The sequence below is a fragment of the Fictibacillus phosphorivorans genome, assembly GCF_001629705.1.
Lineage (GTDB): Bacteria > Bacillota > Bacilli > Bacillales > Fictibacillaceae > Fictibacillus > Fictibacillus phosphorivorans_A.
The window spans coordinates 2520403-2535432 of record NZ_CP015378.1; the positions used below are offsets into that span (position 1 = coordinate 2520403).

Annotated in this window: 17 protein-coding genes; 1 reads left to right on the forward strand and 16 read right to left on the reverse strand. The window is 40.9% G+C overall.

Annotation, left to right across the window (positions count from 1 at the left end; genetic code table 11):
• Positions 1 to 138 precede the first annotated feature (138 nt).
• Positions 139 to 1011: a YitT family protein gene (locus ABE65_RS13005; protein ID WP_066395624.1), complete on the forward strand. Its 873-nt coding sequence runs from the start codon at positions 139 to 141 to the stop codon at positions 1009 to 1011.
• Between the two features lie 47 nt (positions 1012 to 1058).
• On the opposite strand, the gene ABE65_RS13010 is transcribed toward ABE65_RS13005, so the two are convergent.
• The 16 genes from ABE65_RS13010 to trpD all read right to left on the reverse strand — a co-directional run bounded on the left by ABE65_RS13010 (position 1059) and on the right by trpD (position 14854).
• The gene (locus ABE65_RS13010) at positions 1059 to 1739 is read right to left on the reverse strand and encodes a zinc metallopeptidase (RefSeq protein WP_066395625.1); all 681 of its coding nucleotides are present in this window, start codon (positions 1737 to 1739) and stop codon (positions 1059 to 1061) included.
• Between the two features lie 93 nt (positions 1740 to 1832).
• Positions 1833 to 2627: a sporulation protein YpjB gene (locus ABE65_RS13015; protein WP_066395627.1), complete on the reverse strand. Its 795-nt coding sequence runs from the start codon at positions 2625 to 2627 to the stop codon at positions 1833 to 1835.
• A gap of 84 nt (positions 2628 to 2711) precedes the next feature.
• The gene (locus ABE65_RS13020; protein WP_066395629.1) at positions 2712 to 3278 is read right to left on the reverse strand and encodes a lipoprotein heptaprenylglyceryl N-acetyltransferase LhaT; all 567 of its coding nucleotides are present in this window, start codon (positions 3276 to 3278) and stop codon (positions 2712 to 2714) included.
• A 68-nt stretch (positions 3279 to 3346) separates the two neighbouring features.
• On the reverse strand, positions 3347 to 4114 hold the full coding sequence (locus ABE65_RS13025; protein WP_066395632.1) for a menaquinol-cytochrome c reductase cytochrome b/c subunit: 768 nt from the start codon (positions 4112 to 4114) through the stop codon (positions 3347 to 3349).
• A gap of 48 nt (positions 4115 to 4162) precedes the next feature.
• A complete protein-coding gene (qcrB, locus tag ABE65_RS13030) occupies positions 4163 to 4834 on the reverse strand; it encodes a menaquinol-cytochrome c reductase cytochrome b subunit (protein WP_066395634.1) in 672 nt (223 codons plus the stop codon).
• Between the two features lie 3 nt (positions 4835 to 4837).
• Positions 4838 to 5341 (reverse strand): Rieske (2Fe-2S) protein, encoded by a 504-nt coding sequence (locus ABE65_RS13035; RefSeq protein WP_066395637.1) that lies wholly within the window; start codon positions 5339 to 5341, stop codon positions 4838 to 4840.
• 119 nt (positions 5342 to 5460) lie between these two features.
• On the reverse strand, positions 5461 to 5925 hold the full coding sequence (locus ABE65_RS13040) for a YpiF family protein (RefSeq protein ID WP_066395639.1): 465 nt from the start codon (positions 5923 to 5925) through the stop codon (positions 5461 to 5463).
• Between the two features lie 327 nt (positions 5926 to 6252).
• Positions 6253 to 6804 (reverse strand): ReoY family proteolytic degradation factor, encoded by a 552-nt coding sequence (locus ABE65_RS13045; protein WP_066395641.1) that lies wholly within the window; start codon positions 6802 to 6804, stop codon positions 6253 to 6255.
• A gap of 90 nt (positions 6805 to 6894) precedes the next feature.
• Entirely contained in the window at positions 6895 to 8148 is a 1254-nt protein-coding gene (locus ABE65_RS13050) for a tetratricopeptide repeat protein (RefSeq protein WP_066395643.1), read from the reverse strand.
• Between the two features lie 37 nt (positions 8149 to 8185).
• On the reverse strand, positions 8186 to 9058 hold the full coding sequence (locus ABE65_RS13055) for a hypothetical protein (RefSeq protein WP_066395645.1): 873 nt from the start codon (positions 9056 to 9058) through the stop codon (positions 8186 to 8188).
• 263 nt (positions 9059 to 9321) lie between these two features.
• Positions 9322 to 10425, reverse strand: a complete 1104-nt coding sequence (gene hisC / locus ABE65_RS13060) for a histidinol-phosphate transaminase (RefSeq protein WP_066395649.1) — start codon at positions 10423 to 10425, stop codon at positions 9322 to 9324.
• A 14-nt stretch (positions 10426 to 10439) separates the two neighbouring features.
• Positions 10440 to 11246 (reverse strand): tryptophan synthase subunit alpha, encoded by an 807-nt coding sequence (trpA, locus tag ABE65_RS13065; RefSeq protein WP_066395651.1) that lies wholly within the window; start codon positions 11244 to 11246, stop codon positions 10440 to 10442.
• Positions 11239 to 12447 carry a tryptophan synthase subunit beta gene (gene trpB, locus ABE65_RS13070; protein WP_066395653.1) on the reverse strand — a complete coding sequence of 403 codons (1209 nt, stop codon included), beginning with the start codon at positions 12445 to 12447 and terminating at the stop codon, positions 11239 to 11241. Before trpB ends, trpA begins: the two co-directional genes overlap by 8 nt.
• Positions 12444 to 13076 carry a phosphoribosylanthranilate isomerase gene (locus ABE65_RS13075; protein WP_066395655.1) on the reverse strand — a complete coding sequence of 211 codons (633 nt, stop codon included), beginning with the start codon at positions 13074 to 13076 and terminating at the stop codon, positions 12444 to 12446. Before ABE65_RS13075 ends, trpB begins: the two co-directional genes overlap by 4 nt.
• Positions 13060 to 13836 (reverse strand): indole-3-glycerol phosphate synthase TrpC, encoded by a 777-nt coding sequence (trpC, locus tag ABE65_RS13080; protein WP_066395657.1) that lies wholly within the window; start codon positions 13834 to 13836, stop codon positions 13060 to 13062. Before trpC ends, ABE65_RS13075 begins: the two co-directional genes overlap by 17 nt.
• The gene (trpD, locus tag ABE65_RS13085) at positions 13826 to 14854 is read right to left on the reverse strand and encodes an anthranilate phosphoribosyltransferase (protein WP_066395659.1); all 1029 of its coding nucleotides are present in this window, start codon (positions 14852 to 14854) and stop codon (positions 13826 to 13828) included. Before trpD ends, trpC begins: the two co-directional genes overlap by 11 nt.
• Positions 14855 to 15030 lie beyond the last annotated feature (176 nt).

The following is a 15030-nucleotide window of genomic DNA, read 5'->3' on the forward strand; positions in this document are numbered from 1 at the left end:
TGACACTCCTCATTCAATATTAGTCTTCTATATGTTATCGGTATTTTTTCTGTTTGACAAATTTCATGAAATTTCGCTTATAATAGGAAGGCGTGACTAAAAACAACCTTAGTATTTTTGTAGAAAGTAGGACTCCTTATGACTTATCCAATCAAACTAAAAAATATTTTATTCATCTTACTAGGCGCAGCCATCTTTTCTTTTGGAATCGTTCATTTTAACATGACGAACAATTTAGCAGAAGGTGGTTTTACAGGGATCACCCTTATTCTCTATTTTCTTTTCTCGATCGATCCTTCTTATTCTAACCTTGCACTCAACATTCCATTGTTCTTTGTCGGATGGAAGCTGCTAGGAAGAAACGCCTTTATCTATACGATCATCGGAACAGTTGCCGTCTCTGTGTTTTTGTTTATCTTTCAGCGCTTCTCATTCGTTACGATCAATCTGAGGGAAGATATGACACTTGCCGCTTTATTTGCTGGTGTATTTATAGGAGTCGGACTAGGCATCATCTTCCGATTCGGAGGTACGACTGGCGGAGTAGATATTATCGCAAGACTCGGACATAAATTTTTAGGTTGGAGCATGGGTAAGACGATGTTCATCTTTGATTTCGTTGTTATCGCGATCTCTCTCGTATACTTAGACTATAAAGAAGCGATGTACACACTCGTTGCTGTATTCATCGGCGCACGCGTGATTGATTTTATGCAAGAAGGTGCTTATGCTGGTAAAGCAGTCATGATCTTTTCAGATAAAAACACCGAGATCGCAGCGGATATCATTAAAGAACTAGACCGAGGTGCTACAATCCTAAACGGTAAGGGCTCGTTCACAGGAAATATCCGTGAAGTATTGTACTGCGTAATTGCTAAGAACGAGATCGTTCGTATTAAACAGGTGATCGAACGTATCGATCCACATGCCTTTGTAACGGTTAACGATGTTCATGAAGTGATCGGTGAAGGTTTCACACTAGATGCTGATAAAAATCCGATAGGTAGATAGAAAAAAGCTCCCGATCCATTATCGGGAGCTTTGCTGTTAAATTAGGATTAGTCGTCTTGATTCATCCCTATGAACATGAAGATGAATCGTGCTAGTTCAAGTAAGGCTACAAGAGCACCAGCTACATAAGTTAATGCAGCAGCGTTTAGTACTTTACGTGCTCCTCGCTCTTCGTTGTTGCGGATCAGACCCGTTGATACGATCTGGTCCATCGCACGAGAGCTTGCATTGAACTCAACCGGAAGTGTAACGAACTGGAACAATACAGCTACTGACATGAAGATGATTCCAAGAAGGAACATGTTCATCGAGCTTAAAAGCATACCACCAAGAATCAATAGAAACGAGAAGTTAGATCCGATGTTAGCTACAGGAACTAGCGCATGTCTGAAGCGTAAGAACGCATAACCTTCAGCATCTTGAATCGCATGCCCTACTTCGTGGGCAGCAACCGCTGCACCTGCAATCGAACTTCCGTAATAGTTATCTTCAGATAAACGAACAACTTTACTGCGAGGGTCATAATGATCGGATAGCATCCCTCTAACTGGCTCTACTTGAACATTGTAGAGTCCATTTTGGTCTAAAATCTCTCTTGCTACTTCTGCACCAGTCTTCCCTGTGCTGTTACTCACTTTTGAATACTTTTTGTACGTGCTCTTCACTCGCATCTGTGCCCAGATTGGAACGATAAGCAAAATTGCGAAGTAGATTAAAAATCCACCCATCGTTGGCATTCCTCCATATAAAAAGCTTTTGATACTCACATTTTACGTTTTCAGCTCACAGTTTGTCAAAGAATACGCATGACTCCTGACCCATTATCGTTCATCCGGCACTCGTAATCCATCTTGCTGATCACCTTTGTATTTTCTCCATCCAACGTAAGCTAGTGTTGATGATATGATGCCACCGATTGAAAATATTAGCCAGAACAGTGATGGCTCCGAGTTGTCTTTTTTGGCAAAGAATAGTGCTTCAAAGTCAGCTGCAGCGGTTTCAAGCTGTTTTTGGTGATCGGCATTTGATAAAATCTGACTGCGGTTCGTATCAACGTAAGAAACGTGTTCATCCAGCTTTTGAAGATCTTCATCTTTCAGGTCGACCATGAGTGCCGGTCTGACCGTTTCATACCGTTCAAGTAAAAGATTTGCCGCCTGATGAAACGCCACAGAATCGTCCTCACTGATTCCTTTTTCCATCGTGATAAACGGCTCTAGCATCATAAGGCCTGTTTTCTTCCATAACGGTTCATAGTCGGTCTGAAGGGCATCCACTAATAAACGAACCTCTGTAAGCTTGTTTAACTTTTTTTCTTTTGACCATTCGGGATTCTGAAGAGAAGACACAGCATCTCTAAACGTATATTCAACGAGACGTTTCTGTTCTGGCCTCAAAGACAAGACATCTTCGATATGAATGATGTTGTCAGAAGTAAACTGCAACACTCCCGCAGCTTCTTCATACCGTTCTATCTTACCAAGCTCCCAGATCTCACTCGTTAGCTCATTGATCTCAGACCATTCTTTTGTTTTTGTATGATTTGATGCAAATGCTGGCATAGCAAGTCCAAAAACCATACAAAGAACCATCAATGCCCATCCAAACCTTCTCATCCGTTGTCCCTCCTGTACCCTTATACTTAAAACGTATGAGAGTTAGGACAAGGATAGACCTAGAATTAAGGATTTAGAGCGTACTCACGCTTTTCTCATCTTCCATACAATGAAGATCGACAGAGCCGATAACCAGAAGGTCAAGTATCCGATCATATCTTGATACGGATCTAAAATGTCATACCTAGGCATCATATCAAACACATAATCGATGATCTCGTTATGAAAAAGGACGAGTGCTGCGATGGTTACATGCCAACCCTTGATCTTATAAAACGGCGCATATAGTAGCCCTTGGACCGCCATACCGAGGTGTGAAAAGATAAGCATATAGTTGATAAGATCGAGAGGTGTCCCAACAAGAGCACCACCAAGATTCATCCCTACCGCCCATATGCCATACTTAAAAAGTGACGCCACAGCTAATGCTTCGATTAACCCGTGCTGTTTATCTCTCAAAAAGCCGATGATAACAAAAACAAAAAACAAAGATGCTGTTGGACTGTCTGGCACGAAAGGTAAAAAGTACCAAGGCGTATCTTGAAGCTGATAAAGATACCAATAATAACCGTAGATCGTGCCTAGTATGTTGATTAGGAGTAATATTAATAAAAACATTCGATCCATGATGATCTTTCGAATCCAGGACATAATCACATGCTCCTTTTATTACGATGTTCAGAAAAGAAGCCGACCCATACTGAGCCGGCTTCTATCTATTATTTCTTTTCAAGTTTTGAGATAAACTCAGCTAATTGTTTTAGCTCTTTATCTGACCCTTTAAACGCATTCGGAGGCATAGCTGGTGGCTTACCTTCTTTTGCGATCTTCATGATCTCTTCAGGTTTTAACCCTGTACCGACCAATGATGGTCCTGACGCTCCACCTGATAACGTGTTACCATGACAGCCTACACAGCTCTGTTTTTGGTAGATCTTATATCCAGGATCGTTTTCATCAAAACTAACATCGACGATCTTACCTTGAGTCTTCGCTTTTTCCCAATCGTGAGTCACAACAGATTCCCATGTTAAATATGTAACAGAGATCAAACCTAATAACATTAATCCAGTTGCGATCGGACGTTTAGAAGGACGTCGCTCCAACCCTTTGTCTAAGAATGGTGCAAGCATTAAAGCACCAAACGCTAGACCCGGTATAATAACAGTACCGATAAGAACATAATCCCCTGCCGCATACTTGTACTTCAGAAGCTGGTATAAAAATAGGAAGTACCAGTCTGGTAGAGGAATATATCCAGCATCGGTAGGATCTGCTTTTTTCTCCAAAGGAGATTCATGGACGATTGTTAGGATAAGGTATCCGATTAAGAATACCGCTCCTACCATCCATTCTTTTAAAAGAAAGTTTGGCCAGAACGCTTCCGTTTTTCCTGGAAACTCCGAATAGTCTTTTGGGATATTCGGCTTGCGCTCAGCAGGGACACGAGAGTCACCGACAAACTTCATTCCTTTACCGCGATGCATATATTTCCCTCCTTTGCTCTTATGAAACTTTTAATCTTATGTTTGTTCTTACAACGGTCCGGAAATACCTTGTTTACGGATCATTAAGAAATGGGCACCCATCAAGCCTAACAATGCTGCAGGAAGGAAGAATACGTGAATCGCAAAGAAACGCGTGAGCGTCTGTGCTCCGATAATCTCTCCGCCGGCAAGGAATGTTTTCGCAATCGGACCAATAACAGGAATCGTCATAGCGATCTCAATTCCTACCTTCGTCGCAAATAGCGCTTTCATATCCCAAGGCAATAGATAACCTGTAAAACCTAAACCTAACATAACAAAGAAAATAAGTACTCCAACAACCCAGTTTAATTCTCTAGGTTTCTTATAAGCTCCCTGGAAAAATACGCGCAATGTATGTAAAAACATCATTACGATAACAAGGCTCGCGCCCCAGTGGTGCATTCCGCGTACGATTACTCCAAATGCCACTTCATTTTGCAGGTAATATACGGATTCCCAAGCATTCACGATATCAGGCACATAGTACATCGTTAAGAACATACCTGAAAGAATTTGGATAACCGTGATGAAGAAAGTTAATCCACCGAAACAGTAAACGAACGCAGAAAAATGATGTGCGGGGTTTACGTGTTCAGGTACTTCATGGTCTGCAACATCTCTCCAAAGCGGCGTAATATCCAGGCGCTCATCTACCCAGTCATAAATCTTTTGTAGCATTCATTACGCCCCCTTTCTTGGTTTTGCCTTTCCTAAATAAAGCTTTCCATCTTTCACCTGGCTGTCATATACATCAAGCGGTGCAAGAGGTGCAGTTCCCTTAACATTAGTTCCATCCTTCGTATAACGGCCTAAGTGGCAAGGACAGAAGAACTGGTTAGGGTGCGATGGATCTGTATTCCAGTCTACCGTACAACCTAGATGTTTACAGATTGGAGAAAGTGCGATAATATCACCATTCTTCGCTTTATAAACCCAGGCAGATTGAGTGACATCAGACTCGTACCAGCCATCTTTTTGTTTGATTTTAAAATCGAAACGCTTTGGTTCGTTAGCGATCTCTTCCATGCTCGTAACCGCTACCAATTCTTGATCTGTTCCCTCTTTCAAAATCGGATCAAGGGCGAAACGGACCATTGGCATAAGCATGCCGGCAGCCATAAATCCGCCTACGCCAGTTAATGTGTAGTTTAAGAACTGACGTCTTGAAATATCTTCCTTTGACATTGTTTTCCCCCCCTTATGCTGTAAATGACGGTCCATCCGGACTTTTACACACATATTACTAGGACATAAACATGATAGCTTATGTTGTCTTTTAATGTCAATATGACATGTGGTAAATATTACGAATTTATACTCCTCTGCCAATCGTTGAAAATTAGCTGAAACAAGGGTTTTACCTGCTCTTTTATCACTTCTAGTTTATACTTCTCGTCCATTGTTTCAAGCGGCAGAGCGGGTACCCAAAATAATTGACCTGAGAGTTGCTGCTCGAACTCCTTCCAATACACATCACTCGTCATCAGAAAAATATGTTTGAAATGTCCCGAGTTTTTTACGTGTTCTAAGAAACTAATTAATAGTTCAAGAGCTCCTTCATTCTTAACATATGTAAAATTAGGTGATAAAAACAATCTGCCATGAAGCTGACGCTCGATCTCTGACGTTAAGAGCTCCGTATACTCAGACATTGTCACGCTCGATTTGAACTCGTGAGAGAAACTCACTGGTGTCAACGGAATTAGAATCGAGTCCACATACTCACCAGATTTCAAGAATACATCTGCGTCTTTTGTTTTCCATTTCATAAAAAAATCTCCTTACTTGGTATGTACTGCTTCTTATCGTACCATATTTCGCTAGCTGGCAAGGTGTTTCGTCTGCAAAATAGGTAGATTTATAGATGTCGAAATAAGTCTACAAGTGTCGACTTGCGGATAAAAGTAAAAAATTCGTGGATAAAGTGACCAAACTTTTGGATTGATAGTTAAAATTTGTGGATTCAAAGCAGAAATTTATGGATTGGGTGCAAATCATTCAATAAAGAACAACCATATTGTTTATGCACACGTTAGCCCCCTAGCAACATAAGGCACAAAAAAGACGACCCTATCAAAAGAGTCGCCTTCACACAACTAGGATGGCTGTTTTTCTAAGTTTTTTAGTTCATTGGTCCATTTTGTAAAGCTGTCATAATCCTTTTGATCTAGTGCAGCATCGATCTTCGCCATGATATCATTCTTGCGATAGGTTTCGATCGACTTTTCTAATACCATTTCCGCCCATATGCCGTACTTTTTGTCCATCGACATATTCTGAGGTAAGTGCGGGTTTTCTTCTAATACAGAAGCGTACTCGGGCGTCAGACGTGATGCGTTAAAATTAAGTTCAAGATAGATCTCTTCTTCTTGGTTTAAGCGGATGTCATGAAATGATTTTTCGGCATCAGTCGTTAGAACATTTTGTTTGTAAAAACGGAATGGAACTCCGTCTGTGCATTGAGTTGACATGATTATGGCCTTTGGACAATATTCAGCTTTCTCTACAAAATGTACCTTCTCCATCAGTTGGTCATCACTAACTAAATAGTTTAATAACCAAACACATTCGCGCTTCTTTAACTGATAATGATTAAGGAACCATTTGATAAAATCCTTTTTTTCAAGGACCGAAACGGTGCTGCTCATTGCAATCCCCCCATCATTCAAAAACACGTCATCTTGATACTAAATATATTCTCTAACTGCTCGTAAAATCCTTCTTCACTTCAGAAAGTTTTAAAAATCTTCCAGTCGGTTTAAAACATCCTCAATATCATCTCGTTCAGGGTTTTCTGATAAAAGATTCTGCAGAATGATCTTCGCTTTCTTCTGCTCACCTTCCTCGATGAGGAAATAGGCATACTCTTCTAAGAACACCGGGTCCTCAGTAAACAATAGAGATGCTTTTTCATACCATTTTGCAGCCTCACTATAATCTTCGGTTTCTTTATTTGCTGTAGCTAGATGCCAGTACATGAGCGGAATCTCTTCTTTCGTTTCTGCAAGTGACTTGTAGAGACTGAGTATATCTTCAAATCTTTCTTCACGAATGTACTGATCTCCTAAACGTAGTAGTGGTTCGATAAGAGTTGGATTGAGTTCTAGTGCTTGTTTCACCCACTGTTCACCTTGATCAGGATTGTGCAGTTTATAAGCTAACCTTGCAGCCTGAAGATAGATGTTTTCGTTATGTTCATCTCTTTTTAATCCTTCAGTGATTACGTCATATGCCTCTGTTAAAGCTCCTTCTTCTTCATAGGATTCAGATAGCACGCTATAGAGGGTCGTATAATCAGGATCCATGTCTTTTAGTTCTTCAAGGCTTGCGATCGCTTCTTTAAACTCACCTGCTTTAAAAGCAGTTACCCCGTGACCAAATAAACTGTATAGATCTTTATGGTGATCCAGACCTTTTCTGTAGTATGGAAGTGATTCTTCAAACTTACCGGCTCTGCTTAATGCTTCGGCATATCTTAATGTAACATCTTCGATTTCAGCTTTTTCGTCGATCGCTACTTTTAATAGTGGCAAACTTGAATCAAATTTCCCTTGTCTTAAATAAAAATCACCTAAAGCATAAGCGAGTACAGGATGCTTCTGGTCCTTTTGGTGCGCTTCTGTAAGCTTACGTTCTGCCACCTCTGTTAGTCCAAGACTTTCATACAGGTCTGCTTGAAGAATAAGTGCTCTTAAATATTCATCATCTTCTTCACTTACTTGATCTAAATACTCAATCGCTTTTTCATCCATTCCTTCATCTAAACAGCACTCTGCCATGGATACGAGTAGTTCTCCGTCTCCAGGATACTTTTCAAGCAACTCATTAAAAAGTTTCATTGCTTCTGATGTGTGGCCCCAGTTCAAGTAGATTTCTGCGATCTCAAACTTTTCTGGGTCTTGAGCTGTTTGTTTTATTTTATCTAATAGTGACATTCCTTTTTCAACATCACCATGTTCAACAAGCCTGATTGCATCTTGGATTTCGTTCACTGATAAAACTCCCTTATCCCTTGTATTCTTGTGCCTATTATACACGAGATACGAGAGATTCTCCAAAACGACGGGGCTTTACTACGATAATTTCTTTGCCGTACCCTTGATGTTGTTCTCTGTCATGATTAGTAAAAACGATTCTGCCTCTAACGATTACAGTTTGTAACGCATCACGCAGTCCATCAGTACGGTAGATACAATAATCCGCATCGCTTCCTGTAAAAAGACCGCCTTTTACAGGATATAGACCGAGCATTTTTAAACTAGGTAACGAGATGGGCTCAGATTCACACAGATCATGAAAAAGTGTTGGGATCTGGCGTTTGATCGATAGCTCGTTCCATTTTTTGTGCCACGTATTTTTCAACTTTTGATCTATGCTCGATGGAAAGGTTGGAAAGATCACGGTACCATAACTGAAATTAGCTTCACTTATCCTCTCCCAGATCACATGTGTTAACTGAGCAAAATCTTTACAGTTCAACTGGATGAACGGAATTTTCTGTTTACGGCAAAAACTCATCATCTGTGGCGTAATCTTTTCTGGAGACATGCTTAAGCCGATGCAATAGTCTATTGAACTTGATATTAAGAGATGCCTCGTTCGCTTCAACTCTGTTTCGGCTTCATGTAAATAGTTGATCTCAGCAGATGTTAACAGTGTAGTGGTACCACTTCTAACTCTCTCACTTAGATTCTGTCTTACCATTTCGATAGGCAATCTATTCAATGACATAAGAGGACTGATATGCCCAGGAATCATCTTTACACCTTGCATAGACATCTTCATCACATTCATTCTAAGAGGGCCCTGTGAGACATAGGAGATTTTTTGAGAGTCTACTAGATAAGAAAGAACAGTGTCTGTACCGAGCGATTGCAGCGGGCGCTCAATTATATATCGCATAGCTCGCCTCCTTTTTTCTCTATAAGACAAGTTATGATAGAGATGAGCCTTTTATGATAGAAAAATTTAAGAGAAATTAAAAATGAGGACAAAAAAAGTCCTGACATGTAAGCGCTGTCAGGAAAGTATAATATGGATAGGAGTGGAGAGAAACCATATTACATTCATTATAAATAGAGCTTATTTAAAATGCAACACTTTTTTGAAAATTATGAAAATAGCCCGATATTCATAAAGATTATCGGGCTTTTGTTGGTATTTTATTAATTAACTTTCTCTACAATAGAGTCAATGTACGCCCCTAAGTGTTCGATGATCTCTTTGTTCTGTTCTTCTTCACCGATCGTCACACGGATCATAGTAGGAAAACCTAACGCACTTCCTGAACGCACAATATATCCCTTACGCAGAAGATAATCAAACGCTTGATCAGCATCAGATTTAACGTCTATCAAAATAAAGTTTGCTTCAGAAGGATAGTACAACAATCCCTTTTCATCACAAAATGCATAAAACGTTTCAAGACCTTTTCTGTTCTTCTCTTTGCATTCTCTAATAAACGTATCATCTTCCAATGCTCCGATCGCTGCAGCTTGAGCGATTCGGGATGTGTTGAAAGGCTCTCTAGCAGGCTCGATAGACTGGATGATAGAAGACTTAGCGACTCCATAACCAATCCGAAGCGCAGCTAGTCCATGAGCTTTTGAGAACGTTCTTAAGATCACTAGATTCGGATACTTATCCAAGTAATCTAGTGTGTTTGGATAATCAGCAGCTGATACATATTCATAATAAGCTTCGTCACTCACTACGACTACATCAGACGGAACTTTTTCCATAAAACTTACAAACTCTGACTCTGGGATATAGTTTCCAGTCGGGTTGTTCGGGTTGCAAAGCCAGACGATTCTCGTATCTTGATCAATTGCTTGAAGCATAGCATCTAGATCATGGTTGCCTTCGACCAGCTGAACCTCTTTCACCTCAGCTCCTTCAATAACAGCATTATGTCTGTATTGCGGGAAAGTAGGCGCTGCCATCACGGTATTCGTTTCAGGTGAAAGATATGCACGACAAAGAATTTGTACGACTTCATCTGATCCGTTTCCAAAAATGATCTGTTCTTGCTTCACTTGAAGTTGATTCGAGAGTTTTTCTCTAAGTTCAGCTGAATAACCGTCTGGATAAACGTGAAGTTGTGATAACTCTTCATTTATTTTCTCTTTTGCAAGGTCAGAGCAACCATAAGGGTTCTCATTTGAAGCGAGTTTCACGATTTTCTCTAGACCTAGTTCACGTTTCACTTCTTCTACTGGTTTACCTGGTTTGTAAGGTTTTAACGATAACAACTGCTGTTTCGGCTGCATTTTCCCACTCCTTTTTAACGACTATAGACAGGCAGCAATGACTCAATATACGATTTGAACGTTTTGATCGCTTCCTCTCTGTTCGTTAGCAGGTCACTCTCTAGCTCCTCTATCTTTTTCACGATCGCACTGCCAACGATAAAACCATCACTGCTGCCATCAAACTGCTGGATCTGTTCTCGTGTAGACAGTCCGAACCCTACTAAGACTGGAACGCGGCTGTTTTGTTTCGCGGCTTTTAGAAAATCGTCCAAACCTGCTCGAAACTCATTTCTGATGCCTGTTACACCTAATGACGAGATGCAATATAAAAAGCCTTCTGCCTCACTACCGAGTCTTACAAGCTTCTCTTCACGTGTTGTAGGTGAAACAAGCGAGATGAGAGCAAGGTTATGATCTGAACACATCTTTTGTAAATATCCGCTTTCTTCATACGGCAGATCAGGGACTAAAACCCCGTCAACTCCGCTATCCTCTGCTAACTTCAGGAAACGATTTTCTCCTAATTGTAACAAAAGATTATAATAAGTAAAGATAATTACCGGAATCTTCAATCCTCTTTCACGAAGCTTTGAAACGAGCTTTACCGTTTTCTCAAGATTCATGTTTTGTGCCAAACCTCGCATGCCTGCCCTCTGAATCACAGGTCCATCAGCTAAAGGGTCTGAGTATGGAACACCTAGCTCGAGAGCATGAGCTCCGCACTGTTCAAGAGCGAGTGACAGTTCGATCGTTGCTTCTTCACATGGATCACCGGCCATGATATACGGAGTGAAACGATAATCTGAAGAATCGTGAAAGGCTTCCCATCTCTTATTCATCTTTATTTCCCCCTTCTTCAAAATCCATCAATGTATGAACATCTTTGTCGCCTCTTCCTGATAAACAGACTACTACCTGTTGATCTTTACGCATGTTTTTTGCTAGCTTCAGACTATAAGCTACGGCGTGGGCACTCTCTAACGCACATAGAATCCCTTCGTTCTCACATAAAAGTTTCAAAGCGTGTAACGCTTCTTCATCTGTGACTGCTTCATACGTTACTCTTTTTGTTTCATGAAGGTATGCATGTTCCGGTCCTATTCCTGGATAATCGAGTCCTGCTGAGATCGAGTATGGTTCTGTAATCTGTCCTTCGCTCGTCTGAAGAAGCTTCGTTAACGAACCGTGTATCACACCATTCGACCCTTTAGATAACGTTGCCGCATGCTGAGCAGTCTCTACACCCATCCCTGCAGCCTCTACTCCGTACAGAGGTACATCTTTCTCAATAAAAGGGGCGAACATGCCGATCGCATTACTGCCGCCGCCTACACAAGCTACAACAGCATCTGGAAGCTTTCCTTGTTGAACCTCTTTAAACTGACTTTCTGTTTCATAACCGATCACCTGCTGAAATTGTTTGACCATCTTCGGGTATGGATATGGTCCTACAGCAGAACCGATCAGATAGAACGTATCTTCAACCGCAGCAACCCATTCTCGGATCGCCTCGTTCGTAGCATCTTTTAACGTTTGACTTCCGCTCGTGACCTCGATCACTTCAGCTCCTAACAGTTTCATGCGAAACACATTTAAAGATTGTCTTCTTATATCTTCTTTTCCCATATAAACCTTACAAGACAGTCCATACTTCGCTGCTACAGTTGCTGCAGCTACACCATGCTGCCCTGCTCCGGTCTCTGCGATGATCTTCTTCTTTCCCATCCTCACGGCTAAAAGTGCTTGACCGATGGCATTGTTGATCTTATGTGCCCCTGTGTGGTTTAAATCTTCTCTTTTTAAATAGATGGATGCTCCACCGTTCGACTCACTCAATCGGTCTGCTTTCGTTAAGGGAGTAGGACGACCAGAATAAATGGCAAGTTCACGTTGAAAAAGCTCATTGAATTCTCGATCTTGAATCGCTTCATCAAAAGCAGCCTCAAGCTCTTCGAGTGCGAACATGATCGTTTCTGGAACGTATTTTCCGCCGAACACTCCATATCTTCCTCTAGTATCAGGTACTGTAGCTGTAGTCATGACATGATCATCCTTTCAAGCGTTTCTATTTTTTGTACATTTTTTTTGCCGTTTTCTTCGATACCACCACTTAAGTCGATTCCATGTGGATGCTGTCTCAGTAGCTCCGAAACATTTTCTGGTTTGATTCCTCCAGCAATGAAACACAAGATTCCTAATCTCTCTGCTGTTTTCATCATGTTAGGCACTTCTTTCCAAGAAAATGGAATCCCCGTCCCTCCGAATCTTCCTTGAGATACAGAGTCTATGATAATGGCATCTGATACTTTGCCGTATGCCGTTATATCTTCGATGATATTTTCTCCAAAAGGAAGTGCTTTATAGATTTCTTTGTTGCAGTGATTTCTTATTTCCTTGAGCTGATGAATCGATTCAGTTCCGTGACACTGGATGATATCAATGGGTACTGTGTTCATAACATCCTTGATCTTTTGTAGAGTTGCATTTTGAAATACACCTACCAACTTTTTTGGTTTTCCGTATTTCTCGATCCAGCTGTTCACATTCTTTGGATCAACTTCTCTTCTACTTTCCGCAAAGATAAAACCGATCAGGTCTGCTTTTGTTTCGATGAGCAGTTTGTAGTCTTCTTCGGACTGACAACCACAATATTTAATTTGAACAGTCATGATAGATCTCTCTGATTTTCTTTTCGATAGAGTCCGCTCGCATCAATGTTTCTCCGATCAACATGCCGTTCACATGATGATCGAACAGACTCTTAACATCTGATGCTGTTTTGATACCACTCTCACTGATTACGAGTGTTTCGTTTTTAATAGATGGAAGAAGAGAAAACGTATGCTCGATATCGGTTGTGAACGATTTAAGGTCACGGTTGTTTATCCCGATCATAGATGGATCGCAAACGTCGTAAACTTGCTTAATCTCTTGTTCTGAATGAACTTCGACCAAGCACTCTAACCCGCATTCCGTTGCCAGTGCGTGAAGCGTTCCTAATCGATCTGCAGGTAAGCAAGCGGCAATCAGCAGGATCGCATCTGCTCCGTTCTCTACACTTTCAATGATCTGCTTTTCATCGATGATGAAATCCTTTCTTAATAAAGGTAGCGAGACATGATTTCGAATATCTTTTAAATATTGAAGGTCTCCTTGAAAGAACTCTGTGTCCGTTAAGACGGATAAACAAGTTGCTCCTGCTTTTTCATAATCCATTGCGATCTCTATAGGATTGAAATTTTCTTTTATGACTCCTTTAGAGGGTGAAGCTTTTTTCACTTCTGCGATCAATGCAGGTCTTTTCTGAGAGTTAGCGATTCTTTTCGCAAATGGGCGATGATCTTTATCTGTAAAATCCAGCTCCCCTTTTTTGAATGAAGGAAGTACCGCTATTTCTCTTTCTTTTTGTTTCAATATTTTAGTTAACATGTGCATTCGCCTCTTCTTTCGTCATTTCTTCAAGATGATAGTACGCAGATTTTGATTGTAGACATTGTTTGATGATTTCCACGCCGTCTCTGATACTTGAAACTCTTTTAGACGCAAAAAGTGCGGCAGCAGCGTTTAGGATAACGATGTTACGTGCTGATTCATTTCCTTTTCCTTGTAAGATGGAACGGATGAGTTCTGCACTTTCTTGTTTGTTCGAAACGGTAAGATCCTGTAGATCTCCTCGATTCAACCCCGCTTCTTCAGGTGTAAAGTTGAAGGATTTTATCGTGTTGTTCTCCACTAAAAACATCCGGGTCTCACCAGTAATCGAGCATTCATCCAGTCCATCTTTACCTGTAACGATCAATGCTCGATTTATTCCAAGCTTCTGAATCACTTTAGCGAGCTTGTGAGCAACTTCTTCATTACTCGCTCCAATCAGTTGATATGCAGGTGCCATCGGGTTTAACAACGGTCCGATAGAATTAAAGATCGTTCGAAATGGAAGCTCCCCTCTCAATGAGGCGACCTTTTTTAGTGCCGGATGAAAGTATGGAGCGTGCAAAAACGCGATGTCGTGCTTGTTCAATTGGTAGTTCGCTTCAAAGTGGTTGCTAGCAGCTTGTATGCCTAAAGCCTCTAACACATCAGAGCTTCCACTTTTTGAAGTGACCGCTTTGTTACCGTGTTTGGCTACTTTTATCCCTAATGAAGCGAGTATGATGCTAACGGCTGTAGAGATGTTGAATGTCGATGCTCCATCACCGCCAGTGCCACAGGTATCCATCAGTTCACCGTGCTGGGTGGAATCTGTTGCTCTTGAGAGCTTTCTGATCGCTTTAACAAAACCAACGATCTCATCGATCGTCTCACCTCGAAAACTCATGATGGTTAAAACAGAACTTCCTTGCGCATCTGTTACATCACCATTCGCTAATTTCTCCATGAAATAAAAAGCTTCACCTTCTGTTAATGTTTCGTGTTTCATAATTTTTTGAATGATATTTGAAATCATATGAACACCCCTTAATCGTTTTGGTTGTTTTGGGTACAAACAAAAACGTTCAAGGAGGTATCGGATGGGTTATTGTCATATCTGCACCTCCGCTTTATACGGAGAATGAGGAGGATATAAGAGGTCGATCTATAAGGGAACATGTACATACTTCTTTAAGAAGCATATAAAAAAGC